A 24650-nucleotide genomic window follows, 5' to 3' on the forward strand; every position below is an offset into this window, starting at 1 on the left:
GGCGCCCCGGGCGGGGGGGGGGGCGGGGGGGGGGGGGGGGGGGGGGGGGGGGGGGGGGGGGGTGGGGGGGCGCCCCCCCCGCGGGGGGGGGCGGGCCCCGGGCGGGGCCCCCCCCCTCCTCCGTGCCGCGACGGAATGGACCACCCCGGGACCGACGCGGGCCGCGACCTCATGAACGCGCTGCCCCGGCGCGACGGTCTCCCCCGCCGGGCCGGGTTCCGCCACCGGATCGAGCCGGAGACCGCCGTCGCGCGCGAGCAGAGCGGCGGCGTCCACGTCCCCGCCGCCCCGGGCCCAGGGGCGGGCCGAAGGACCCTGACGGCGGCGCACTCGTCCGGTGGCCTCGCCGCCGGGCGGGCGCCGGGGACCGACGCCCGCGGCACCCGCGGGGACGGCCGAGGGTCCTTCCCGGCCCTCCGGCAGGAGCCCTCCCGCCTGCCGCTACACCGCCACCAGCAGCGCGTCCTTCCTCCACTTGAGGATCTTGTCGAAACTCACCACCGTGCCGCCCCGGCCCGGCTTGTTGCCGATGTGGACGTGATCGGTGAGTTCCCGGATGAGGCACAGGCCCCGTCCGTGCTCGGCGTCGGGCGGCGCGGGACGGGACGGCGGGCGGGAGCGGTCCCCGGTCGCGCCGGGGAAGCCGGGGCCCGCGTCGGCGACCTCGATGCGGCACTTCTCGCCGTCGAGGTAGGCCGTCACCCGGAACGCCTCCGAGGTGTCACCCCGCGCGGTGCCCCCACCGTGCTCGACCGCGTTCGCGCAGGCCTCGCTGAGGGCGACGGAAAGGTCGTAGGAGATGTCGGGGTCGACGCCCGCGGTCTCCATGGTGCCGAGCAGCAGGCGCCGGGCGAGCGGCACACTGGCGGCATCACGCCGCAGACGGAGTGACCACCAGATGCTCATGCTCCAGCCTCCCGGCCGCGGCTCGACATACCGTTACGTATTGCCCTGGGTTCTCGCTCGTAAGCGTGGAGTTGACGTGAAACCGCCCATATGGCGGGTGCGCCGTGCGACCGACCGGTGTATGTGGGGCGTGCCGTGGCAGACGTGACCTTCCGGTCGTACCTCATCTTGCGGACCTGCCGTACGGCGACCGGTGGGCTGGTGCGATGATGAGCGCGCCATGTCTGCCCCCCACCCGCGCACGGCGCGCTCCGGACGAGGACTCCGGACCCTGCGGGCCGCGGTGTTCGCCGCGGTCTGCGTCGTGCTGGCCGGGGCAGGCCACACGCTCGCCTCCTGCGCCGCCGTACCGTTGTGGACGCTGGGTGCGGGCTTCCTCGGGGTCCTCGCGGTCGCCGCGCCGCTCGCCGGACGCGCCAGGTCGCTGCCGGGGATCGCGGTGCTGCTGGCGTGCGGCCAGACGGTCCTGCACACACTGTTCGGCCTGGGACAGCACGGCGCGCCCGCCACGGGTCCGTCGTCCGCGCTCTCCGACGCCGCGCTGGTCGAGCGGGCCGCGCGGCTGTTGTGCGGGACCGCCGCGGCGGGGCTCAGCCCCGCGCAGGCCGAACGCGTCCTCGTCGAGGCGCGGGTCCACCACACCGGGACCGTCGCTCACGCGGAGGCCGCCGCGGACGCCCCGGCGTCCCTGCTCCCGTCACTGCCGATGCTGCTCGGCCACCTCCTCGCGGCGCTGGCCGCGGGATGGCTGCTGCGCCGCGGTGACCTGGCCCTGCTGCGGCTGGCCGAACTGTCGGCGCACGGTGTCGCCGAAGGCGCCCTCGTACGGTCCCTGCGCGCGGCGCTCGCCCTGGTGCGTGCCCTGCGCGCGGGGCTTCCGGGGGCGCCGGAAGGGGCCCCGCGCATGGTGCGCACCGCGCTGCTCGCCCCGCTCCCGCCCCGTTCCGCCGGGCTGCACCACACGGTGATCCGCCGGGGCCCGCCGGCCTCCGTCACCGCACTCGCCCTCGCCGCCTGACGCGAGGCGACCACCACTCCGGGTCTTCGGGGGCCGAGGAGAGGGGCGCCGGCGTGCGGCACGCGCGCGTGCGGCCGTTTTCCCGTGTGCGCCCGGCCGTCCTGCCCGAAAGGCCCGGCCGGCCGGACGCGCGGCACATCCCTCACCGTCAGTGAAACCCCAACCGAAGCGGAGTGCTTCTGCCATGAAGGCTTCCCGTATCGCCGCCGCCGGTGCCGTCGCCGGTGCCGCCGTCCTCGCCGTGTCCACCCCCTGCTTCGCGCACGTCAGCGTGCAGCCGGAGGGTGAGGCCGCGAAGGGCGGCTACGCGGTCGTCGGCTTCAAGGTCCCCAACGAGCGGGACAACGCCTCGACCACCAAGCTCGAGATCACCTTCCCCACGGACCACCCGCTGGCGTCCGTGATGCCGCAGCCGGTCGAGGGCTGGGACGTCGAGGTCACCAAGTCCAAGCTGGACAAGCCGCTCGAGATGCACGGCGAGAAGATCAACGAGGCGGTCTCCAAGGTCACCTGGACCGCCGAGGGCGACGGCATCGAGCCCGGCTTCTTCCAGAAGTTCCCGGTCTCCGTCGGCACGCTGCCCGAGGACGCCGACGAACTCGTCTTCAAGGCCCTGCAGACGTACTCCAACAAGGAGGTCGTCCGCTGGATCGAGGTGCCGCAGAAGGGCCAGGAGGAACCCGAGCACCCCGCTCCCGTGCTCACCCTGTCCGAGGCCTCCGAGGACGGCCACTCGCACGGTGCCGCAGCCGACGACAAGGCCTCCGGCGACACCGCGGAGGCCGAGAACGCCTCCACCGAGACCACCGCCTCCGACGACGGGGGCGACTCCGGCGGCAGTGACACCACCGCCCGCGTCCTGGGCGTCGTCGGCATCGTGGTCGGCGCCGCGGGCGTCGCCTACGGCGTCCTCGCCGGCCGTCGGCGCACCACCGCCTGACCCCTCCTCCTTCTCGACGGCGCGCACCGGGCCGCTCACGGCCCACGTGACCTCCTGGTGCGCGCCGGAGCACTCACCTCTCAGGACCATTCATGCGCAAGAAGACCTTCGCGGCCGCGGCCCTGCTCGCCGTCGCCTCCCTCACCCTCTCCGCCTGCGGGAGCGGGTCCGGCGACAGCGGCGATCCCATCGCCGTGGTGTCCGAGGAGGCCGGCGCCCAGAAGGCGGGCACCGTCCTCGACAATCCGTTCGAGAAGCCGGACCTCGTCCTCACCGACACGGACGGCAAGGAGTACGACCTCCGTGAGGAGACCGCGGGCAAGCCGACCCTGATCTACTTCGGCTACACGCACTGCCCCGACGTCTGCCCGCTGACGATGAACAACCTCGCCGTGGCCAAGAAGCAGCTGCCCCGGGAACAGCAGGACGAACTGCGGATCGTGTTCGTCACCACCGACCCGGAGCGTGACACCTCCGCCGCGCTGGACACGTGGCTCAAGGGCATCGACTCCCAGGTCGTCGGCCTGACCGGCGACTTCGACACCATCCAGGCCGGTGCCCGCACCCTCGGCATCTCGATCGACCCGCCGCGCAAGGACGACAACGGCAAGACCGTCTCCGACCACGGCACCCAGGTCATCGCCTTCTCGCCGAAGACCGACGGCGGGTACGTCCTCTACGGCGAGGACGCCACCGTCGAGGACTACACCAAGGACCTCCCCAAGATCATCAAGGGTGAGAACCCGTGAGGCGCCCGGCAGCAGCGGCCGTGGTCGTCGCCGGGGCCCTGGCCCTGGCCGGCTGCGGTGGCTCCGACAACGGCCCGGCGGAGCTGTCCGTCGGCTCCGCGTACATGCCGCAGCCGGTCTCCGACATGGCCGCCGGCTTCCTCACCATCACCAACGACGGCGGCTCCGCGGACCGGCTGACCTCGGTCAGCAGTGACGCCGCCGGCCAGGTCACCGTGCACGAGACCGTCGACGGGGCCATGCGGGAGGTCGAAGCCCTCGACATCCCGGCCCACGGCAGCCTGGTGCTGGAGAGCGGCGGAAACCATCTGATGTTCGAGCAGCTGAAGCGGAAGCCGAAGCAGGGTCAGAAGGTCTCCGTCGAACTGCGCTTCGCCGAGTCGGACCCCGTCACGGTCGAGATACCGGTGAAGTCGGCCACCTACACCCCGAAGACCGGACACTGAGGGAGACACCCCTGTGACCCAGACCATCGCCCCCCGCGTGCGGATCCTGGTGCTGCTGCTCCTGGCGGTCACCGGTGCGCTCCTCGCCGGAGCCGCTCCCGCCTCCGCGCACGCCGCGCTGACCGGCAGCGACCCCGGGCAGGGGGCGGTGGTCGACACGGCGCCCACCCAGGTCTCGCTCACCTTCTCCGAGCAGATCGCGGTGAGCGACGACGCCGTGCGCGTCCTCGACCCCAAGGGCCAGCGGGTCGACAAGGGCGACCCGGCCAACCCCAGCGGCACGACGTACACCGTGCGGCTGCTCGGCGGACTGCCCGACGGCACCTACACCGTGGCCTACCAGGTGGTGTCCGCGGACAGCCATCCCGTCGCCGGAGCCTTCACCTTCTCCATCGGCGCACCCTCCGAGACCTCCGTCTCCGTCTCCGCGCAGGCCTCCGACGACGGCCTGATCGGCTGGTTGTACGGCATCGGCCGCTACGTGTCGTACGCCGGCTTCGTCGTCATGGCCGGCGGGGCCGCCTTCGTGCTCGCCTGCTGGGGGCGTGGTTCCGGGGTGCGGGCGGTGCAGCGGCTGGTCGTCTCCGGCTGGCTGACACTCACCGCGGCCACCCTCGCACTGCTGCTCCTGCGCGGCTCCTACACCACCTCCGGGGCGGTCGGCGACGTCTTCGACCTGTCGCTGCTCGGGGACGTCCTCCAGACGAAGACCGGCGCGGCACTGGTCTCCCGGCTGCTGCTGCTCGCCGCGGCGGCCCTGTTCATCGCGGTGCTGTTCGGCGCCCACGACAAGCGGGAGGACGAGGAGAAGCGGGACCTGACCTTCGGGCTGGCGATCGGCGGGACGGTCGTGGCGGCCGGGCTCGCCGCGAGCTGGGCCATGTCCGAGCACGCCTCCCAGGGGCTCCAGCCCGGCATCGCCATGCCCGTCGACGTGCTCCACCTGCTGGCCGTCGCCGCCTGGCTCGGCGGACTCACCACCCTGCTCGTCGCCCTCTACCGGGCCCCCGCCGACACGCCGGTCGACCAGGGCGCCGTCCAGCGCTTCTCCCGGCTCGCCTTCGGCAGCGTGGTGGTACTGGTCGTCACCGGTGTCTACCAGAGCTGGCGGCAGCTCGGCTCCTGGTCGGCGTTGACCGACACCCGCTACGGGCAGCTGCTGCTCGCCAAGATCGGGCTCATGGCGGTCCTGGTCGCGGTCGCCTCCCTCTCACGACGCTGGACGGCACGGCTGGCCGAAGCGCCGGCCCCGGCGGAGCGCGAGGAGGAGGAGAAGCAGCCGGCCGGGACGGCGCCCGAGGAGGAGAAGCAGCCGGCCGAAGCCACCGGAGCCGAGAAGGGCGGTGACGTCCGGGCCGCTCAGCTCGCCCGGCAGCGGGCCGCGGTGGAGAGCGCCCGGCAGAAGCGACTGCGCGACGCCGACCCCCACCGCCTCGGACTGCGCCGCTCCGTACTCGCCGAGGCGGGCATCGCCGTCGTCCTGCTCGCCGTCACCACCGTGCTGACGCAGACCGAACCGGGACGTACGGAACAGGAGGCCCGGGCGGCCGCCTCCACCTCGTCCTCGTCCGCCTCGACCGGTCAGGGCACCGGAGCGGTGACGCTGAACATGCCCTACGACACCGGCGGTGAGAACGGCAAGGGCGTCGTCACGGTCGACCTCGACCCCGCCCGGGTCGGCGACAACGACCTGCACCTCTATGTGGAAGGCCCGGACGGCCAGGCCGTCGACGTCCCCGAGGTGAAGGTCGCCCTCACCCTCTCCGCCAAGGACATCGGGCCACTGCCCGTCGTCCCCGACCGCGTCACCACCGGGCACTGGTCGGCGAGCGGAGTACAGATCCCCATGACGGGCGACTGGAAGATCGAGGTGACCGTGCGGACCTCCGACATCGACCAGGTGACCGTCTCGAAGAACGCGCAGATCGGCTGAACCACCATGGCTGACCAGTCCATTCCGCAGGTCCGGACCCCCAGGACGCCCCAGGGGGAGCCCGGGGCCCGGACCACCGGGAACGGCCTCTCCCGACGCCGGCTGCTCGGCACGGCCGGCGCCACCGGACTCGTCCTGGGAGCGGCGGGCGGGGTCGCGGGATACGCGTCGGCGCCCGCCGGAGCCACCCCGCTGACGTCGGTGGGCGACAGCCGGGTCGAGTTTCACGTGAAACATCAGCCCGGCATCACCCAGCCGCTCCAGGCCCGCGGCCACCTCATCACCTTCGACCTCGCCCCCGGAGCCGGACGCACGGAGGCGGCCGCACTGCTGCGTCGCTGGTCGGACACCGCCCGCCGGCTGATGGCGGGCGAGCCCAGCGCACAGGACGACACCGGCGTGGCCCGCGACGCCGGGCCCTCCTCGCTGACCCTCACCTTCGGCTTCGGCCACAGCTTCTTCGGGCGCACCGGCCTGGAGAAGCAGCGCCCGGTCGCCCTGGACCCGCTGCCCGACTTCTCCTCCGACCACCTCGACAAGAACCGCAGCAACGGCGACCTGTGGGTGCAGATCGGCGCCGACGACGCCCTCGTGGCCTTCCACGCCCTGCGCGCCGTCCAGAAGGACGCGGGCTCGGCCGCCAGGGTGCGCTGGCAGATGAACGGCTTCAACCGCTCCCCCGGCGCCACCGCCCATCCCATGACCGCCCGCAACCTGATGGGCCAGGTCGACGGCACCCGCAACCCCAGGCCCGCCGACTCCGACTTCGACGAGCGGATCTTCGTCCCCGAGAAGGGCGAGCCGGCCTGGATGGCGAACGGCTCCTACGTCGTCGTACGCCGTATCCGCATGCTGCTGGACGACTGGGAGAAGCTGCCGGTCAAGGAGCAGGAAAGCGTCATCGGGCGCCGCAAGTCCGACGGAGCGCCGCTGTCCGGGGGCACCGAGACGTCCGAGATGGACCTGGAGAAGACGGATTCCCGGGGCAACCTGGTCGTCCCCCTCAACGCCCACGCCAGGATCACCCGGCCCGACCAGAACGGCGGCGCCACCATGCTCCGCCGCCCGTTCTCGTACCACGACGGCATCGACACGGACGGGGTGCCGGACGCGGGGTTGCTGTTCATCTGCTGGCAGGCCGATCCGCTGCGCGGCTTCGTGCCGGTGCAGCGCAAGCTCGACCGGGGGGACGCCCTGACCCCGTTCGTCCGCCACGAGGCGAGCGGACTGTTCGCGGTGCCGGGCGGCGCGGCGGAGGGAGAGTACGTGGGGCAGCGGTTGCTGGAGGGATGAGAGTTGCTGGAGGGATGAGAGCCGTCCCGCGTCACCCTCTGAGCCCGGTGCGGGACTGCCGTCGGCCGGGGCCCATTAGGGTGAGGTCATGCCAGCGAGCTATGCGTATCTCGGTCCAGAGGGCACCTTCACCGAAGTCGCCCTGCGCACGCTTCCCGAGGCGGCCACCCGCGCGTTGATCCCGTACGTGTCCGTGCAGTCCGCGCTCGACGCGGTGCGCACCGGTGAGGCCGAGGCCGCGTTCGTCCCCATCGAGAACTCGGTCGAGGGCGGCATCACCACCACCCTCGACGAACTGGTCGCGGGCACCCCCCTGATGATCTACCGCGAGGTGCTGCTGTCGATCACCTTCGCGCTGCTCGTCCGTCCGGGCACCAAGCTGTCGGACATCAAGACGGTCACCGCCCACCCGGCCGCCCAGCCGCAGGTCCGCAACTGGCTCAAGACCCACCTCCCGGACGCCGTCTGGGAATCGGCCGCCTCCAACGCGGACGGCGCGCGACTGGTCCAGGAGGGCCGTTACGACGCCGCCTTCGCCGGTGAGTTCGCCGCCGCCCGGTACGGCCTGGAGGCCCTGGAGACGGAGATCCACGACGCGGAGAACGCCCAGACCCGGTTCGTGCTGGTGGGCCGCCCCGCCCGGCCCGCCGCGCCCACGGGCGCCGACAAGACCTCCGTGGTGCTGTGGCAGCGTGACGACCACCCCGGCGGGCTGCGCGACCTGCTGGGCGAGTTCGCCACCCGCGGCATCAACCTGATGCTGCTCCAGTCCCGGCCGACCGGTGCAGGTATCGGCAACTACTGCTTCTGCATCGACGCCGAGGGGCACATCTCGGACCGCCGGATGGCCGAGGCGCTGATGGGGCTCAAGCGGATCTGTCTTCAGGTGCGTTTCCTCGGCTCGTACCCGCGTGCGGACGTACGGCCCGGGGAGGTGCGTCCCCTGTTCCCGGGGACGTCGGACGAGGAGTTCATGGGGGCGGCGGACTGGGTCGCGCGGTGCCAGGACGGGCGGTTCTGACGAGGTCGGGAGGACGGGGCCGGTCCTAACTGCTGATTTTCGTTGTCCACAGGAGTTATCCACAGGTCCGCTTCTCCACCTGGGGACAAGTCGACACCGAAGCGGCGCTCGGTCGACAAATCACTCCACGGGGGATGATCTTCTTCATCGTCCCGCGCATCACGATTCGTCCATCCTTTTCCTTTGGTCAACCCTTTAGAGTGATCACTTTCCGCTCAAAAGCGGGGAGAAAGGGGGTTCACCCTGGGATTCCTCGGCTTTGATCAGACGTTTCGGAGCGGTCGATTCCGAAGTCCACAGTTCTTCCCCACAACCTGTGGATAACTTTCCGAAGATGGGGACTCCTGTGGACAACCGAAGCCCAAGTTCCCTGTCGCGCAGGGCATTCCGGTCAACCGCCGACCCGTGAACTGACCCGTTCCGGGGGGAGTGCCCCATTCATTGACCTTGCGGAACACTGTGCGCAATTCACCTATAACGGAACGTGCGCCGCCGCACCGCAATAGTGGGTCGTGAGGCGTCGCACCGCACCGGTAGCCTTGACCGCGTGATTGACCTTCGCCTGCTTCGTGAGGACCCCGACCGTGTGCGTGCTTCGCAGCGCGCCCGTGGAGAGGACGTCGCACTCGTCGACGCCCTCCTGTCTGCCGACGAGCGGCGCAGGTCGTCCGGCGTCCGCTTCGACGAACTGCGCGCCGAGCAGAAGTCGCTCGGCAAGCTCATTCCCAAGGCCGCCGGTGACGAGAAGGCCGAGCTGCTGAAGCGGGCCGGCCAGCTCGCCTCCGACGTCAAGGCGGCCGACGCCGACCGCGACGCCGCCGCGACCGAGACCCAGGAGCTCCTGCTCAAGCTGAGCAACCTCGTCCACCCCGACGTGCCCGTCGGCGGCGAGGAGGACTTCGTCACGCTGGAGACGCACGGCAGCATCCGTGACTTCGACGCCGAGGGCTTCGCGCCCAAGGACCACCTGGAGCTCGGCCAGCTCCTCGGCGCCATCGACGTCGAGCGCGGCGCCAAGGTCTCGGGCTCCCGCTTCTACTTCCTGACCGGCGTCGGCGCGCTGCTCGAGCTCGCCCTGGTGAACGCCGCGATGGCCCAGGCCACGGCCGCCGGCTTCACGCCGATGCTGACCCCCGCGCTGGTGCGCCCCCAGTCGATGGCGGGCACCGGCTTCCTCGGCCAGGCGGCCCAGGACGTCTACCACCTCGACAAGGACGACCTCTACCTGGTCGGCACGTCCGAGGTGGCGCTGGCCGCGTACCACATGGACGAGATCATCGAAGCCGACCGGCTGCCGCTGCGGTACGCGGGCTTCTCGCCCTGCTTCCGCCGCGAGGCCGGCTCGCACGGCAAGGACACCCGGGGCATCTTCCGCGTGCACCAGTTCGACAAGGTCGAGATGTTCTCGTACGTCGCCCCGGAGGACTCCCAGGCGGAGCACCAGCGGCTGCTGGAGTGGGAGAAGCAGTGGCTGACCTCGCTGGAGCTGCCGTTCCGCGTGATCGACGTCGCCTCGGGCGACCTGGGCTCCTCGGCCGCGCGCAAGTACGACTGCGAGGCGTGGATCCCGACCCAGGGCAAGTACCGCGAGCTGACCTCGACCTCGGACTGCACCGAATTCCAGTCGCGCCGGCTGTCGATCCGCGTCCGTGAGGACAAGAAGGTGCGCCCGCTGGCCACGCTCAACGGCACACTGTGCGCCGTACCGCGCACGATCGTGGCGATCCTGGAGAACCACCAGCAGGCCGACGGCTCCGTGCGCGTGCCGGAGGTGCTGCGTCCGTACCTGGGCGGCCGGGAGATCCTGGAGCCGGTCACCAAGTGAGCACCGCCCCCGCGACCTTCCCGTACCGGCTCATCGCCACCGACCTCGACGGCACGCTGCTGCGGGACGACCACTCGGTCTCCGGCCGCACCCGTGACGCGCTCGCCGCGGCCACCGCGGCGGGCGCCGCGCACATCGTCGTCACCGGCCGCGCGGTGCCGTGGACCCGCCCGATCCTCGACGACCTCGGCTACGAGGGGCTCGCCGTCTGCGGCCAGGGCGCCCAGGTGTACGACGCCGGGGCGCACCGCCTGCTGACGTCGGTGACCCTGGACCGGCAACTGGCCGGGGTGGCACTGGCGAAGATCGAGGCGGAGGTCGGCCCGCTGTACCTGGCGGCGAGCCGCGACGGGCTGGACGGCGAGGTGCTGGTCGGCCCCGGTTACGAGGTCGTGGGCGGGCTGCCCGCGACGCCGTTCACGGACGCGTCGGACCTGTGGACGGCACCGCTGAACAAGCTGTACATCCAGCACCCGACGCTGACCTCGGACGAGCTCGCCGACGCGGCCACCCGCGCGGCGGGCGGGTTCGTCACCGTCACCATGGCGGGCGAGGGCATCGTCGAACTGCTCCCGCTCGGCCTGTCGAAGGCCACGGGGCTGTCCCTGGCGGCGCGCCGGCTGGGGGTGAAGGCCGCGGAGACGATCGCCTTCGGTGACATGCCCAACGACATCCCGATGTTCGCCTGGTCCGCCCACGGCGTGGCCATGGCCAACGCGCACGGGGAACTGAAGGCGGTGGCCGACGAGGTGACCACCTCCAACGAGGAGGACGGCATCGCGGTAGTCCTGGAACGCCTTCTGCCGTCGTAACTGCGGGCAATCGTGCCGCAGGGCGGCACGGGTGGGCGCAGACGGCACCTCGCAGCGCCGGGCTGCGCAACCCCACCCGCCCCGCCGCGACGAAGCAGGGAGGGGCGGCCCACGCGACAGACCGCGCGTGCTCGAAGCGGCCGCCCCGGGCAGTTCCCCGTACGGGCGGACTCAACGGAGCCGTAGAGATGACTCCGGAGTCCGCCGCGGGCTGCCCTGACAGAAGTGGGACGTGCCGTGCATGGACACCGTCCCACTCCTCTCCCAGCAGATGACGCCGGACTTTCCCGGCGATGCGGACACAACCACTCTGCCCGCCGGGCGCGTCGGACGCCACCGAATAAACCGGCGGGCGAACGCCTCACTCCTCGCCGGCGAGCGTCAGCGAGCGCAGCTTCTGCCCGGCGTACCAGGTGGCCAGCACGGTGACCGCGGCCAGCAGCACCGTCGCGGTCGTCAGGCCCACGTCCGAGGTGACCAGGTCACCGCCGGAGACCTTCTGCGCCACGGCCAGCGACCACTGCTGGACGCTCAGCGTGCGCGCGCCGGGCACCAGGGAGCCGAACAACGCCTCCCAGACCAGCGCGTAGACCAGCCCGAAGACCACCGCGTGCCGGGAGACCGTGCCGAGCAGCAGGAAGAGCGCCGCGTACGCGATGGAGGCGACCAGCGCGGCCACGGTGTAGGCGACGGCGACCTGTTGTCCGTTGCCGTTCAGGATGAAGCCCGCGATCAGGGTGGGCACCGCCGAGAAGACCATGGTGACGGCGATCGCGACGATCAGCTTGGTGTAGATGATGGTCGGCCGCTTGATCGGCTTGGACAGCAGGTACACCACCGAGCCGTCGTCGATCTCGGGGCCGATGGCCCCGGTTCCGGCGATGACGCCGATGATCGGCACCATGGTGGCGAGCGCGAGCCCGCCGAGGACGTCGGCCGCGGTCTGGTCGTCGGCGCCGGCGAGGGCGCGCACCGCCAGGGAGATCGCGATCAGCAGCAGGGGCAGGGCGCCCAGGATGAGGGCCCGGCGGCGGCCGAGCAGGGCCCGGTAGGTGAGCCGGGCGACTGTGGGGTCGTACATCTTCGGCCTCCTACGCCGCGACGAGATACGAGAAGACGGACTCGAGGGACTCGTCGGACGGCGAGACCGTGAGCAGCCTGATGCCGTGCTCCTTCGCGACCTTCGGCAGCAGGGCGGTGAAGCGGCCGAAGTCGACGGCCTGGATGCGCAGCGCGCCCTCGGCGTGGTCGACCTCGATGCCGGACGTCGACGGGTCGGCGATCAGCGCGGCCGCGAGGGCGCGGTCGTCGCTGGAGCGCACCAGGTAGCGGTGCGGGCGGTCCGTCATCAGGCGGCGGATCCTGCGGAAGTCACCACTGGCCGCGTGCCGGCCGGCGACGACGACCTCGATGTGCCAGGCGAGCTGTTCGACCTCTTCGAGGATGTGGGAGGAGAACAGCACGGTGCGGCCCTCGTCGCCCATCCGCCGCAGCAGGTCCATCAACTGCATGCGCTGGCGCGGGTCCATGCCGTTGAAGGGCTCGTCGAGGAGGAGCAGCGACGGCTGGTGGACCAGCGCGGACGCCATCTTCACGCGCTGCCGCATGCCCTTGGAGTACGTGGCGATCTTGCGGTCCTGCGCGTACTCCATCTCGACCGTGGCGAGCGCCTTCTGTGCCGCCTTGGCCCCCAGGCCATGGAGTTCGGCGTTGGCGAGGACGAATTCGCGGCCGGTGAGGAAGTCGTACATCGCCTCGCGCTCGGGGACGATGCCGATGTGCTGGTAGATGGCCTCGTTGCGCCACACCTGCTGTCCGTCGAGGGTGACGGTGCCGGTGGAGGGGGCGAGGAAGCCGCCCATCATGTTGATGAGGGTGGACTTCCCGGCGCCGTTGGGGCCGAGCAGACCGGTGACGCCGGGGCCGACGGTCATGGTGATGTCGTTGACGGCGACCACGTTGCCGAACCAGCGGGAGACGTGGTCGATGCTGAGCGTGGTCACAATCCCACCTTCTTGTAGCGACGCACCAGGAGGCCGTAGCTCGCGGCGATCAGGCCGAGGGTGAACAGGACGTAGACGACGCCCTCGGCGTTGGTCGGGCCCACCCCGCCGGGGAAGGCGGAGGTCGCGCCCAGGAAGGCGGACTGCACGCCGTCGATGAGGGTGATCGGCGAGAACAGGCCGATCCAGGCGATGGCGTCGCCGCTGCTCTGGACGTCGGCGATCGCCTGGAGGGTGGAGACCGCGCCGTAGGTGATGGTCAGGACGGCGATGACGGCCGCGATGCCGAAGCCGCGGCGCGGGGTCACCGAGGCGATGACCAGGCCGATGCCGGCGAAGAGCAGCGAGAGCAGTGCCACGGAGACGAGTCCCTGCGCGAATCCCTTGGTCTGGTCGGTGAAGTCGAGCTTGGCCAGCAGGGCGCCGATGTACAGCACCAGCAGGGGCGCGGCGGTGAGGATGAACAGGGCCGACGCCAGCGCGGCGAACTTGGCGCGTACGTAGTCGGCGGTCTCGATGGGCCGCGAGAAGTACAGCGGTACGGTCTTGAAGCGCAGGTCGCGGGAGACGGACTGGGGTGCCTGCGAGGCGACGTACAGGCTGATGACGGCCTGCATGACGATCGCGTAGCGGGTGTAGTCGACGGGCAGGTCCTTGGCCTTGGTGGCGACGGCGACGGCCACCATGATGGCGGCGGGCACGCACATCACCACGAACAGCAGCATCGGCAGCACCTTGGACTTCACCGAGCGGCCGAGGCCGTAGGCGCCGCGCAGGGACTGCGAGTACAGCGAGAGCCTCGCGTAGGAGCGGCCGAGGCGGGGGCCGTCGTAGGAGCGGTAGCCGATGTTGTGGATACGGGTGTCACCCGATGCAGTGGCTGGTGCCTGCATGGACTGCTCAGCTGCCATGGCCGACCGCCTCCTTCCGCTGCTCGCCGTTGTCGCCGTCGTTGTCGCCGTCACTGTTGACTTCGCTGTTCCGGTCGCTGTTCGTGAAGACCTCGGAGATGTGGTGCCGGCGCTGTTCCATGCGCACCAGGCCGAGGCCGAGGTCGGCGATGACGTCCCGGACCAGGTCGTAGGTGTCCTCGCCCTGCGCGGTGAGCAGCAGGATGTGCCCGGCGCCCGGCAGTCCGCTGCCGTCCTCGACGGTCACCCCGCGCGCGTGGAGCGCGTCGCGCACCGCGCGGGTTCCGTCCGGGTGCTCGTCGGTGTCGGTGACCTCGATCGCGAGGGTCGTGGTGGTCTGGGTGAAGTCCGTGGTGGAGCTGGAGCGCAGCAGCTTGCCGCCGTCGACGACGACGACGTGGTCGCAGGTGCGTTCCAGTTCGCCCAGCAGGTGGGAGGTGACCAGGACCGAGATGCCGAAGTCGGTGTGGATGCGGCGGATCAGGCCGAGCATCTCGTCGCGGCCGACCGGGTCGAGGCCGTTGGTGGGCTCGTCCAGGAAGACCAGCTGGGGGTCGTGCACGAGGGCCTGCGCGAGCTTCACGCGCTGCTTCATGCCGGTGGAGTAGCCGCCGATGGGGCGGTAGCGCTCCTCGTACAGGCCGACGTGGCGCAGGGTGTCCGCGGTGCGCTCCCGCGCGGCGGTGGGCGGCAGGCCGGACATGCGTGCCATGTGGACGACGAACTCGGTGGCCGAGACGTCCGGCGGCAGGCAGTCGTGCTCCGGCATGTAGCCGACCCGCTCGCGGATGGCGGCGCCCTCGGTGGCGACGTCGAGGCCGAGCACCTCGGCGCGGCCCTCGGTGGCGGGGGACAGACCCAGCAGGATCTTGATCAGTGTGGACTTGCCGGCTCCATTGGCTCCGACGAGTCCGGTCACACCGGGCCCGACGTCCACGGAGAGCCGGTCAAGAGCGGTCACCCGGGGGAACCGCTTGCTCAGGCTTTCGGTCACGATCACAGTCACGTCCATGACACTAGTGACCCGCACCACTCCGGTCGTCAGACCGGAGAGCCGTCTTGGGGTCCGTCTGGAGGCGTACGGGCCCGTAGGGGAATCTCCTTCCGGGGAGTTATCCACAGCCGACGGGCCCGCTCTTGACGGGGTCCTGGACGGCTGCGAGATTCGCCGTGTCACGTTACGGACACGTAGCGCAGTCATGACCGCGGGGGTGACGGCTTGTCGGGGACGGTGTGGGCGGGGGCGCGGGAGCGCCGGGTGCGTACGGGCGGGGTCGAGCTGTGCGTGGCCGAACTGGGTGAGCGCGGGCGGCCGGTGGTCGTCCTGGTGCACGGCTACCCGGACAGCAAGGAGGTGTGGTCCGAGGTCGCGTCCCGGCTCGCCGGGCGTTTCCACGTCGTGGCGTACGACGTCCGGGGGCACGGCCGGTCCACGGCGCCGCGTCCGCTGCGCGGCGGGTTCACCCTGGAGAAGCTGACCGACGACTTCCTGGCCGTCGCCGACGCGGTCAGTCCGGACCGGCCGGTGCATCTGGTGGGACACGACTGGGGTTCGGTGCAGGCCTGGGAGTTCGTCACGGTCGGGCGCACCGCGGGTCGGATCGCCTCCTTCACGTCGATGTCGGGGCCGTCGCTCGACCACTTCGGGCACTGGATAAGCCGCCGTCTGAAGCGGCCCACCCCGCGCCGGGTCGGCCAGTTGCTGGGCCAGGGCGCCAAGTCCTGGTACGTGTACCTGCTGCACGTGCCCGTGCTGCCCGAGCTCGCCTGGCGCGGTCCGCTGGGCAGGCGCTGGCCGCGGATCCTGGAGCGTGTCGAGAAGGTGCCGGCCGGCGGCGGCTACCCGACCTCGTCCCTGCCGTCGGACGCGGCGCACGGGGCCTGGCTCTACCGGGACAACGTGCGGCCCCGGCTGCGCAGCCCGCGCGCCGACGCCTACGCGCACGCGCCCGTGCAGCTCATCACGCCGCTGGGGGACGCGTTCCTCTCGGAGCGGCTCCACGAGGACCTGGAGCGGTGGGTGCCGCGGCTGACCCGGCGGACGTTGCCGGCCCGGCACTGGATCCCGCGCACCCGCCCCGACCTGCTGGCGACGTGGATCGGCGAGTTCGTGGCGTCCGTGGAGGACGGTCGGCCGGAGGTGACGGCTCCGGGCCGGTACGCCGACCGCTTCGGCGGACAGCTGGTCCTGGTCACGGGGGCGGGCAGCGGCATCGGGCGGGCGACCGCGCTCGCGTTCGCGGAGGCGGGCGCGCGCGTGCTGGCGGTCGACCGGGACGCGCGGGCCGCGGCCCGTACCGCGGGGGAGGCCCACGGTCGCGGAGCGGCGGCGGCCTGGGCGGAGACGGCGGACGTGTCCGACGAGCAGGCCATGGAGAAGCTCGCCGAGCGGGTCACCGCGGAGCACGGCGTGGTGGACGTCCTGGTGAACAACGCCGGCATCGGGCTGGGCGGCTCCTTCTTCGACACCACCCCGGAGGACTGGAAGGAGGTCCTCGACGTCAATCTGTGGGGGGTGATCCACGGCTGCCGGCTCTTCGGACGGCGGATGGCAGAGCGCGGACAGGGCGGCCACATCGTCAACGTCGCCTCGGCGGCCGCGTTCCAGCCGTCCAGGGCGCTGCCCGCCTACGGCACGTCCAAGGCCGCCGTGCTGATGCTGAGCGAGTGCCTGCGGGCGGAACTGGCGGGCCGGGACATCGGCGTGACGGCGGTGTGCCCCGGGTTCGTGAACACCCCCATCACCTCCACCGCGCGCTTCGCGGGCGCGGACGCCGAGGAGGAGCGGCGGCTGCGGAGACGGGCGGCGCGCCTGTACGGGCTGCGCGGTTACCCGCCGGAGAAGGTCGCCGCCGCGATCCTGCGGGCGGTGGTGCGTGACGAGGCGGTGGTGCCGGTCACCCCGGAGGCGCGGACGGCGTACGCGCTCTCGCGGTGGATGCCGGGGGTGCTGCGGAGGATCGCGCGGGTGAGGCCGCCGGTGTGAGAGCGGTCCGGGCAAAGGCGGTCCATGTGCGGCCGGTTGTCCACAGCGGAGGTCAATTCCCCTGTGGATAACCGCACTTGTTTGTGGATCAAACCTCCGGAGCTAAATCGATCGCGTGATGCGCGTCTCTCCCGGCACCCTGAACGGATGGATGAAAGACGCACCGTGAAGGTGTCGAAGTACCTCGCCAAGCATCTGCGCCATCAGCCCGAAAGGATCGGGCTCACGCTCGACGAAGGCGGCTGGGTCGAGATCGACGCGCTGATCGCGGCGGCGTCCGCGCACGGCTTCCGGTTCACCCGGGAGGAGCTGGACCACGTCGTCGCCGCCAACGACAAGCGGCGCTTCGCCGTCGAGGGCACCCGGATCCGCGCCAGCCAGGGCCACAGCGTCGAGGTCGATCTCGGACTGGCACCGGCCACCCCACCGCCGTACCTGTACCACGGCACCGTCGCCCGGAACCTGGAGGCGATCCGCGCCGAGGGGCTGCGGCCCATGAACCGGCACGATGTACACCTCTCCGCCGACCGGGAGACGGCGACCCGTGTCGGCGCCCGCCGGGGCCGCCCGGTCGTCCTGTCCGTGGACGCGGCGGCCATGCACCGGGACGGCCATGTCTTCCACGTGAGCGCGAACGGTGTGTGGCTGACCCGGGCCGTGCCGAGCCGGTATCTGCGTTTTCCCGGCAGCCGCTGATGCCATGATCAGTGGTATGGACCACTTGCCCAGCACCGAGGCCGCCGTCACCGCCCTCCGCGTGCTCGCGGACACCTATGAGCGTGAGATCGAGGTCACCCATGACATCGGCGCGGATCAGACCTCGCGCCGCACCGCGGCGGGTGTGGGCGTCATCACCGATCCCGACGGCTCCCTCCCCCACGAGGCATGCGTCGAGTTCGGCGGCCTGCCCCGGGTGAGCGTACGGCTCTACCCCGAGGGCGACGCGCTGATCGACGTCGAGGGCGTGGAGTGCCCCGACATTCCCCGCGACGACGTGCCGGCCTTCCTGCGTTCCCTCTTCGACGGTCTGGCGCATGTGAGGGCACGGCGTTTCCCGCCGGGCTATTTCCTGATCGTGCCGCTGCCCGGAGACCGGACGCACAAGGAGTTCATCCCCATGATCGTCCTCACCCCCTGGCTGAGCTCACGCGTACGGTGACGGACGTGCACGCGGGACGTTTCACGTGAAACCCGCGGCGCCGCATAGGCTCGGCGACATGAGTCTGCGCCTGAGCACCGTGATCCTCCCGTACCGCCGCTGGCACGAGGGCAGCCGTTCGGCGTGGGTGCGTGCCGAGGAACTCGGCTTCCACGCGGGATACACCTACGACCATCTGTCCTGGCGCAGTTTCCGGGACGGTCCCTGGTTCGGTGCCGTCCCCACCCTGACCGCCGCCGCGGCCGTGACCGACCGGATGCGGCTGGGCACGCTGGTGACCTCGCCGAACTTCCGGCACCCGGTGACCCTCGCCAAGGAGCTCATCTCCCTCGACGACATCTCCGGCGGACGCGTCACGCTCGGAATCGGCGCGGGCGGCACCGGCTTCGACGCCACGGCACTCGGCCAGGAGCCCTGGACACCCCGTGAGCGCGCCGACCGCTTCGCCGAGTTCGTGTCCCTGCTCGACCGGCTGCTCACCGAGGACTCGGTGTCGTACGAGGGCGACTTCTACGCGGCGCACGAGGCGCGCAACATTCCGGGCTGCGTGCAGCGACCCCGGCTGCCGTTCGCCGTGGCGGCCACCGGACCGCGCGGACTGCGGCTCGCGGCACGTCACGGGCAGGCCTGGGTGACCACGGGTGACCCCCGGTTGTACGAGGACGGCACGCCCGAACAGTCGGTTCAGGCCATTCGCGGCCAGGCGGAGAAGCTGGCCGACGCCTGCGCCGAGCTCGGCCGGGACGTGACCGGACTGGACAAGATCCTGCTCACCGGATTCACCCCGGACCGGGGCCGTCCGCTGGAGTCCCTGGACGCCTTCGTCGACTTCGCGGGCCGCCACGCCGAGCTGGGATTCACCGAGATCGTGATCCACTGGCCCATCCCCGACTCCGACTTCGCCGCGGACCAGAAGATCTTCGAACGGATCGCCATGGAGGCGCCGGCACAGCTGCGGTGACCCCGGCCGTCCCGGAGCGCGGGAAGAGACCGCTGATGACGGCGGTAACCACTCAGATGTGCGCACTCTCGCACGACCGTGCGGGCATATGCGGGACAATGACCGGGTGACCTCAGCGACCCGACAGTCCGAGCCCCAGGCAACCACCACTCGACCGCGGCTCATCGCCACCGATCTCGACGGCACCCTGCTGCGCGACGACAAGTCGGTGTCCCCGCGCACCGTCGCCGCGCTCGCTGCCGCCGAGGAGGCGGGCGTCGAGGTCTTCTTCGTCACCGGCCGCCCGGCCCGCTGGATGGACGTCGTCAGCGACCACGTCCACGGCCACGGTCTCGCCATCTGCGGCAACGGCGCGGCCGTCGTCGACCTGCACGGCGGCCCCGGCGCGCACCGCTTCGTGAAGGTGCGCGAGCTGCCCCGGAGGAACGCGCTGGACGCCGTGCGGCTGCTGCGCGAGGCCGCGCCGGGCACGGTGTACGCCGTGGAGCAGACCTTCGGCTTCAACCAGGAGCCGGCGTACCCGAAGCTGCACATGGAGGTCCCGGACACGCTCGCTCCCGCCGAGGACCTGCTGGCTCCGGACTCCCACACCGCCGGCGAGCCGGTGCTCAAGATCCTCGCCTACCACCCCGAACTCGACCCCGACGCCTTCCTGACCCTGGCCCGGCTCGCCATCGGCGACCGGGCCAACGTCACGCGCTCCAGCCCCAGCGCCCTGCTGGAGATCAGCGGCCCCGACGTGTCCAAGGCCAGCACGCTCGCCCTGTGCTGCGCCGAGCGGGGCATCTCGCACGAGGAGGTCGTCGCCTTCGGTGACATGCCGAACGACGTCGAGATGCTGACCTGGGCCGGACGCTCCTACGCGATGGGCAACGCCCACCCGGACGTGATCGCCGCCGCCTCGGGCCGCACGGTCGCCAACAACGACGACGGGGTGGCCGTGGTCATCGAGCGGCTGCTGAACGAGCGGCCGTAGCCGCTCAGAGCGACACCCCGCGCCGTGCCAGCCACGACACGGGATCCACCGCCGACCCCATCTCCGGTGTGACCCGCACCTCGAAGTGCAGGTGCGGGCCCGTGGAGTTGCCGCTGGTGCCGGACTGGCCGATCCACTGCCCGGGCGACACCCGGTCCCCCTGGTCGACGGCGACTGCGGCGAGGTGGGCGTACTGCGTGTAGTAGCCGTCCGTGTGCCGGAGCACGATCGCGATACCGAAGGCGCCCCCGCAGGACACCCTCACCACCCTCCCGGAGCCCACGGCCCGCACCGGCGTGCCGATCGGCACCGCGAAGTCCTGCCCGGTGTGCCGGTTCGCCCACCGGGCGCCGCCGCTGCCGTAGGAGGCGGACAGTTCGTACGTCTCCACCGGCGCCACCCAGCGGGTGGTGAACCGCGTCTCCGGCTGGTCGAGGCGGACCGCGCCGCGGCAGGCGCCGGCCGCGACGGAGGCGTCCGCCTGTCCCTGCAGCTTCCACCGTGCCGCTTCGAGCTTCCGCTCGATGTCCTGCTGCAGGGCGGCGAGTTCCGTGTTCCGCTTCTCCAGCCTCTTCCACGCCGCCGCGGCCTTCGCCTCGTCGCGGGCGAGCCGGGCCTCGGCCCGTTCGCTCCTGCCGATCGCCTTGTCGAGCGACACCTCCGCCTGCCGCACCACCCGCTGACCGCGCATCAGCTCTTCGGGGTCGTCGGCGAGCAGCATGTGCGCGGTGAGCGGCAGCCCGCCGCCGTCCCGGTACTGGGAGCTCGCGATCCGGCCCAGGTCCTCGTGGAGCCCGGCCGTCTCCCGCCGCTCACGCTCGAGCCGCCTCTCCAGCCGCTGCGCCCTGGCCCGCTGCTCCTCGGCCTCGCGCCGGCCGGTCTCGTACTGCTCCGTCGCCGCCGCCGCTTCCTCGTACAGTCGCGCCACTTCCGCGCCGACGCCGGACGCGGAGCCGTGACCGGGGGCGTGGGCGCCGTCGCCGTCGGCGGGCCGGGCGGCGAGCACGGCGAGCGCGCACAGCAGCACGGCGGTGAGCAGCGGATGGCGGCGGGTGAAGCGCATGACTGCGATCCTGGACCCCGCCCCGGCGCACGGTCCTGTTCATGTCGTACACATGGGGGACCACGCGCCCCCGGACGGACCAGGGATACCGCCGAACAGCGGTATCCCTCCGGAAGCTTGACGTTCCGTCACGCGGGAGGAACACGCCGGGGTCAGCGGGCCGCCGCCAGGAGTCCGGCCCGTTCCTCCCTGCGCGCCATCGCCCGCAACGGGCCTGCCACGGCCACGAGTTCGTCGTACGGACCACGCTGCACCACCCGTCCCCCGTCCAGTACGACGACCTCGTCCACCTCCTCCAGGCCGGCCAGCCGGTGGGTGATGAGCAGCGTCGTACGCCCCTCGGTGGCGGCCAGCAGGTCGGCGGTGAGCGCGTCGGCGGCCGGCAGGTCGAGGTGCTCGGCGGGTTCGTCCAGCACCAGCACGGGGAAGTCCGCGAGCAGCGCACGGGCGAGCGCCAGCCGCTGCCGCTGTCCTCCGGACAGCCGTGCCCCGTGCTCGCCGACGAACGTGTCGAGCCCGTCGGGCAGGCCGTCGGCCCACTCCAGCAGCCGGGCCCGGCAAAGAGCGTCGCGCAGCTCGTCCTCGGTCGCGTCCTTCCTGGCGAGCAGCAGATTCTCCCGTACCGAGCTGTTGAAGAGGTGGGCGTCCTGCGCGCACAGTCCGACCAGCCGCCGCACGTCGTCGCCGTCCAGGGCGTACGCGTCCACCCCGGCCAGCGTGTAGGAGCCCGCGTCCGGGTCCAGGAACCGCAGCAGCACCTGTGCGAGGGTCGTCTTGCCCGACCCGGAGGGGCCGACCACCGCGATGCGGCGGCCCCGCTCGAGTGTCAGGTCCACCCCGGCGAGCGCGTCCCGGTCCTGCCCGGGGTGCCGGGCGGCCAGCCCCTTGACCACGAGCGGGAACGGCGACGCGGGCACCTGCCGCGGCGCCTCCGGTTCCCGCACGGGGGCCGGGGCGTCCAGGACCTCGTACACGCGCTCGGCGCTGCGGCGCACCCGCTGCCGGTACTGCACGGCGAGCGGCATCCCGAGGACGGCCTCGAACGCGGCCAGCGGGGTGAGGACGACGACGGCGAGGGCCACACCGTCCAGTCGGCCGGTGGCCACGGCCCGGACGCCGACGAGGGCGGCGGCCGCGACGGTCAGTCCGGAGATCAGCGCGGTGAGCCCGTCGCCGAGCGCGGTGGCGGTGGCGGCGCGCGAGGCGGTCCGGGTGAGCGTGCCGTCGGCCCGGCGCGCCTCGGCGGTCCGCGCGGGCAGGGCACCGGCGACGGTCAGCTCCGCGGTGCCGGTGAGCAGATCGGTCACCCGGGTGGCGAGGACGCCACGCGCTGGTGCCAGCCTGTGTTCCGCGCGGCGGGCCACGGCACCGGTCAGCAGGGGCACACCGGCGCCCGCCGCGAGCAGCCCGGCCGCGAGCACGGCGCCCGCCTCGGGCAGCAGCCAGGCGGTGAAGCCGACGGACAGGGCGGAGACGGCGACGGCCGCACCGGCCGGCAGCAGCCAGCGCAGCCAGTAGTCCTGGAGCGCGTCCACGTCGGAGACCAGCCGGGAGAGCAGGTCGCCCCGGCGGGCACCGCGCAGTCCGGCGGGCGCCAGCCGCTCCAGGCGCCGGTACACCGCGACCCGGGTGTCGGCCAGCATGCGCAACACGGCGTCGTGCGACACGAGGCGCTCGGCGTAGCGGAACACGGCCCGGCCGATGCCGAAGGCGCGGGTCGCCGTCACGGCCATCATCAGGTACAGCACGGGCGGCTGCTGGGAGGCCCGGGAGATGAGCCACCCGGACGTCGCCATGAGCCCGACGGCGCTGCCCAGGGCGAGGGTGCCGAGCAGCAGCGCGAGGGTGATCCTCCCCCGCCGGGCGCCGGACAGGGCACGGACGCGGGCGAGGACACCGCCCGGGACCGTGTCCGCCTCGGACTCGGCGGGCCCGCCGGCCGGTGCGGAAGCGGCTTCCGCGACCGGTGCCGGGTCGGCCGCCCGGTGTACGGGCTCCCCGTGGACGCCCGCGGCAGCCGGTTCGGCGAGCCGCACCACCCGGTCCGCGACGGCCAGCAGCGCCGGCCGGTGCACCACGAGCAGCACCGTCCGTCCGGCGGCCAGCCGCCGGACCGCCGCCACGACATCGGCCTCGGTGGCGCCGTCCAGCGCCGCCGTCGGCTCGTCGAGCAGCAGGACGGACCGGTCCGCGAGGAACGCCCGGGCCAGCGCAAGCCGCTGCCGCTGCCCGGCCGACAGCCCTGCTCCGTCCTCGCCGAGCACGGTCTCGGCGCCGTCGGGCAGCGCGTCCACGAACTCCAGCGCCTCGGCGTCCCGCAGGGCGCGCCGCACGGCGTCGTCGTCCGCGTCGGGCCGGGCCAGCCGTACGTTCTCGGCGATCGTCCCGGCGTACAGGTGCGGCCGTTGCGGCACCCAGGCGACGCGGGCGTGCCACTCGGCGAGGTCGAGTCCGGCGAGGTCGGCTCCCCCGATCCGCACCCGGCCCCCGGTGGGGCGGACGAACCCGAGCAGCACGTTCAGCAGGGTCGACTTGCCCGCGCCGCTCGGTCCGACGAGTGCGACCGTCTCTCCGGGGGCGACGGTGAAGGACACGTCCGTCACCGCGTCCGTGGACCGGTCCGGATAGCGGACCGTCACGTCCTCGAAGGCGAGGGCGCCCGTCGGCACCGCCGCCGTCCCCGGCGCGGGCACCGGTGTCTCCAGTACCGAGAAGATCTCCTCGGCCGCTCCGAGTCCCTCCGCGGCCGCGTGGTACTGGGCGCCGACCTGCCGCAGCGGCAGGTAGGCCTCGGGCGCCAGGATCAGGACGATCAGTCCGGTGTAGAGGTCCAGTTCGCCGTGGACGAGCCGCATGCCGATCGTCACCGCGACCAGCGCCACCGAGAGCGTGGCGAGCAGTTCCAGCGCGAAGGAGGAGATGAAGGCGATCCGCAGCGTCCGCATGGTCGCCCGCCGGTACTCGGCGGTGATCCGGCGGATCGACTCCGCCTGGGCCTTGGCCCGTCCGAAGATCTTCAGCGTCGGCAGTCCGGCGACGACGTCCAGGAAGTGGCCGGACAGCCGGGACAGCACCAGCCACTGGCTGTCCATCCGGGACTGGGTGGCCCAGCCGATCAGCACCATGAAGACCGGGATGAGCGGCAGGGTGCCCACGATGATCGCCGCCGAGACCCATTCCTCGGTGACGACCCGTGCCAGCACCGCCACCGGGACGACCACCGCGAGTCCCAGCTGGGGGAGGTAACGCGAGAAGTAGCCGTCGAGGGCGTCGATCCCCCGGGTGGCCAGGGCGACCAGCGATCCGGTGCGCTGACCGTCCAGCCATCCCGGCCCCAGCGCCGTCGCCCGCTCCAGCAGCCGCCCCCGCAGCTCCGACTTGACCGCGGCGCTCGCCCGGTGCGCGGCCAGCTCGGTCAGCCAGCCGACCAGCCCGCGGCCGGCCGCCACGACGACGAGAAGCAGCAGGGGAGTGCCGAGCGCACCGGCGGACAGCCCGTCCCGGAACGCGCCCACCACGATCTCGGCGATGAGCATGGCTTGGGCGATGACCAGCACCGCGCCCATGGCCCCCAGGCCGACGACCGCCGCCAGGAAGCCACGGGTGGCGCGGGCGTACCGGAGCAGGCGCGGGTCGATCGGTTTCACG

General features: G+C 72.3%; 21 protein-coding genes. 14 read left to right on the forward strand and 7 right to left on the reverse strand.

Annotation, left to right across the window (positions count from 1 at the left end):
- Positions 1-441: 441 nt before the first annotated feature.
- Positions 442-906 (reverse strand): ATP-binding protein, encoded by a 465-nt coding sequence (locus ACH5AO_RS23085; protein ID WP_398927495.1) that lies wholly within the window; start codon positions 904-906, stop codon positions 442-444.
- Between the two features lie 220 nt (positions 907-1126).
- Between ACH5AO_RS23085 and ACH5AO_RS23090 the strand changes: the two genes are divergently transcribed.
- The 9 genes from ACH5AO_RS23090 to ACH5AO_RS23130 all read left to right on the forward strand — a co-directional run bounded on the left by ACH5AO_RS23090 (position 1127) and on the right by ACH5AO_RS23130 (position 10943).
- On the forward strand, positions 1127-1924 hold the full coding sequence (locus ACH5AO_RS23090) for a hypothetical protein (protein WP_398927497.1): 798 nt from the start codon (positions 1127-1129) through the stop codon (positions 1922-1924).
- A 184-nt stretch (positions 1925-2108) separates the two neighbouring features.
- Positions 2109-2864 (forward strand): YcnI family protein, encoded by a 756-nt coding sequence (locus ACH5AO_RS23095; RefSeq protein WP_398927499.1) that lies wholly within the window; start codon positions 2109-2111, stop codon positions 2862-2864.
- A 92-nt stretch (positions 2865-2956) separates the two neighbouring features.
- Positions 2957-3613 (forward strand): SCO family protein, encoded by a 657-nt coding sequence (locus tag ACH5AO_RS23100; RefSeq protein WP_398927501.1) that lies wholly within the window; start codon positions 2957-2959, stop codon positions 3611-3613.
- Complete coding sequence (locus tag ACH5AO_RS23105) at positions 3610-4059, forward strand: copper chaperone PCu(A)C (RefSeq protein ID WP_398927503.1); 450 nt, start codon at positions 3610-3612, stop codon at positions 4057-4059. The genes ACH5AO_RS23100 and ACH5AO_RS23105 overlap by 4 nt, the downstream gene beginning before the upstream one ends.
- A gap of 13 nt (positions 4060-4072) precedes the next feature.
- Complete coding sequence (locus ACH5AO_RS23110) at positions 4073-5992, forward strand: copper resistance CopC/CopD family protein (RefSeq protein WP_398927505.1); 1920 nt, start codon at positions 4073-4075, stop codon at positions 5990-5992.
- 6 nt (positions 5993-5998) lie between these two features.
- Positions 5999-7285, forward strand: coding sequence for an iron uptake transporter deferrochelatase/peroxidase subunit (efeB, locus tag ACH5AO_RS23115; protein ID WP_398927507.1), 1287 nt, complete (start codon positions 5999-6001; stop codon positions 7283-7285).
- A gap of 88 nt (positions 7286-7373) precedes the next feature.
- Positions 7374-8306: a prephenate dehydratase gene (gene pheA / locus ACH5AO_RS23120; protein WP_398927509.1), complete on the forward strand. Its 933-nt coding sequence runs from the start codon at positions 7374-7376 to the stop codon at positions 8304-8306.
- 547 nt (positions 8307-8853) lie between these two features.
- The gene (serS, locus tag ACH5AO_RS23125) at positions 8854-10131 is read left to right on the forward strand and encodes a serine--tRNA ligase (protein ID WP_398927511.1); all 1278 of its coding nucleotides are present in this window, start codon (positions 8854-8856) and stop codon (positions 10129-10131) included.
- Positions 10128-10943, forward strand: coding sequence for an HAD family hydrolase (locus ACH5AO_RS23130; protein ID WP_398927513.1), 816 nt, complete (start codon positions 10128-10130; stop codon positions 10941-10943). Before serS ends, ACH5AO_RS23130 begins: the two co-directional genes overlap by 4 nt.
- A gap of 361 nt (positions 10944-11304) precedes the next feature.
- Here the strand turns inward: ACH5AO_RS23130 and ACH5AO_RS23135 are convergent, their stop codons facing one another.
- The 4 genes from ACH5AO_RS23135 to ACH5AO_RS23150 are packed head-to-tail and all read right to left on the reverse strand — an operon-like array spanning position 11305 to position 14857.
- On the reverse strand, positions 11305-12024 hold the full coding sequence (locus ACH5AO_RS23135; RefSeq protein WP_073933376.1) for an ABC transporter permease subunit: 720 nt from the start codon (positions 12022-12024) through the stop codon (positions 11305-11307).
- A 10-nt stretch (positions 12025-12034) separates the two neighbouring features.
- Complete coding sequence (locus ACH5AO_RS23140) at positions 12035-12946, reverse strand: ABC transporter ATP-binding protein (protein ID WP_398927516.1); 912 nt, start codon at positions 12944-12946, stop codon at positions 12035-12037.
- Positions 12943-13857 (reverse strand): ABC transporter permease, encoded by a 915-nt coding sequence (locus ACH5AO_RS23145; RefSeq protein WP_398927518.1) that lies wholly within the window; start codon positions 13855-13857, stop codon positions 12943-12945. The genes ACH5AO_RS23140 and ACH5AO_RS23145 overlap by 4 nt, the downstream gene beginning before the upstream one ends.
- On the reverse strand, positions 13847-14857 hold the full coding sequence (locus tag ACH5AO_RS23150; protein ID WP_398927645.1) for an ABC transporter ATP-binding protein: 1011 nt from the start codon (positions 14855-14857) through the stop codon (positions 13847-13849). Before ACH5AO_RS23150 ends, ACH5AO_RS23145 begins: the two co-directional genes overlap by 11 nt.
- Before the next feature lie 219 nt (positions 14858-15076).
- On the opposite strand from ACH5AO_RS23150, the gene ACH5AO_RS23155 reads away from it, so the two are divergent.
- The 5 genes from ACH5AO_RS23155 (at position 15077) to ACH5AO_RS23175 (ending at position 19939) form a co-directional block, all read left to right on the forward strand.
- Positions 15077-16843, forward strand: coding sequence for an SDR family oxidoreductase (locus ACH5AO_RS23155; protein ID WP_398927520.1), 1767 nt, complete (start codon positions 15077-15079; stop codon positions 16841-16843).
- Positions 16844-16990: 147 nt separating this feature from the next.
- Positions 16991-17539 carry an RNA 2'-phosphotransferase gene (locus ACH5AO_RS23160; protein ID WP_398927522.1) on the forward strand — a complete coding sequence of 183 codons (549 nt, stop codon included), beginning with the start codon at positions 16991-16993 and terminating at the stop codon, positions 17537-17539.
- 16 nt (positions 17540-17555) lie between these two features.
- Positions 17556-18002 carry a hypothetical protein gene (locus tag ACH5AO_RS23165; RefSeq protein WP_398927524.1) on the forward strand — a complete coding sequence of 149 codons (447 nt, stop codon included), beginning with the start codon at positions 17556-17558 and terminating at the stop codon, positions 18000-18002.
- 58 nt (positions 18003-18060) lie between these two features.
- Complete coding sequence (locus ACH5AO_RS23170) at positions 18061-18963, forward strand: LLM class flavin-dependent oxidoreductase (protein WP_398927526.1); 903 nt, start codon at positions 18061-18063, stop codon at positions 18961-18963.
- Positions 18964-19051: 88 nt separating this feature from the next.
- Positions 19052-19939, forward strand: a complete 888-nt coding sequence (locus ACH5AO_RS23175; protein WP_398927528.1) for an HAD hydrolase family protein — start codon at positions 19052-19054, stop codon at positions 19937-19939.
- Positions 19940-19943: 4 nt separating this feature from the next.
- Here ACH5AO_RS23175 and ACH5AO_RS23180 read toward each other — a convergent pair whose 3' ends face one another.
- Together ACH5AO_RS23180 and cydD are read right to left on the reverse strand one after the other, a co-directional pair.
- Positions 19944-21002: a M23 family metallopeptidase gene (locus tag ACH5AO_RS23180; RefSeq protein WP_398927530.1), complete on the reverse strand. Its 1059-nt coding sequence runs from the start codon at positions 21000-21002 to the stop codon at positions 19944-19946.
- Positions 21003-21154: 152 nt separating this feature from the next.
- Positions 21155-24649 (reverse strand): thiol reductant ABC exporter subunit CydD, encoded by a 3495-nt coding sequence (gene cydD / locus ACH5AO_RS23185; RefSeq protein WP_398927532.1) that lies wholly within the window; start codon positions 24647-24649, stop codon positions 21155-21157.
- Position 24650 lies beyond the last annotated feature (1 nt).

This window comes from Streptomyces sp. NPDC018964 (genome assembly GCF_044390325.1).
In the GTDB taxonomy this organism is placed as follows: domain Bacteria; phylum Actinomycetota; class Actinomycetes; order Streptomycetales; family Streptomycetaceae; genus Streptomyces.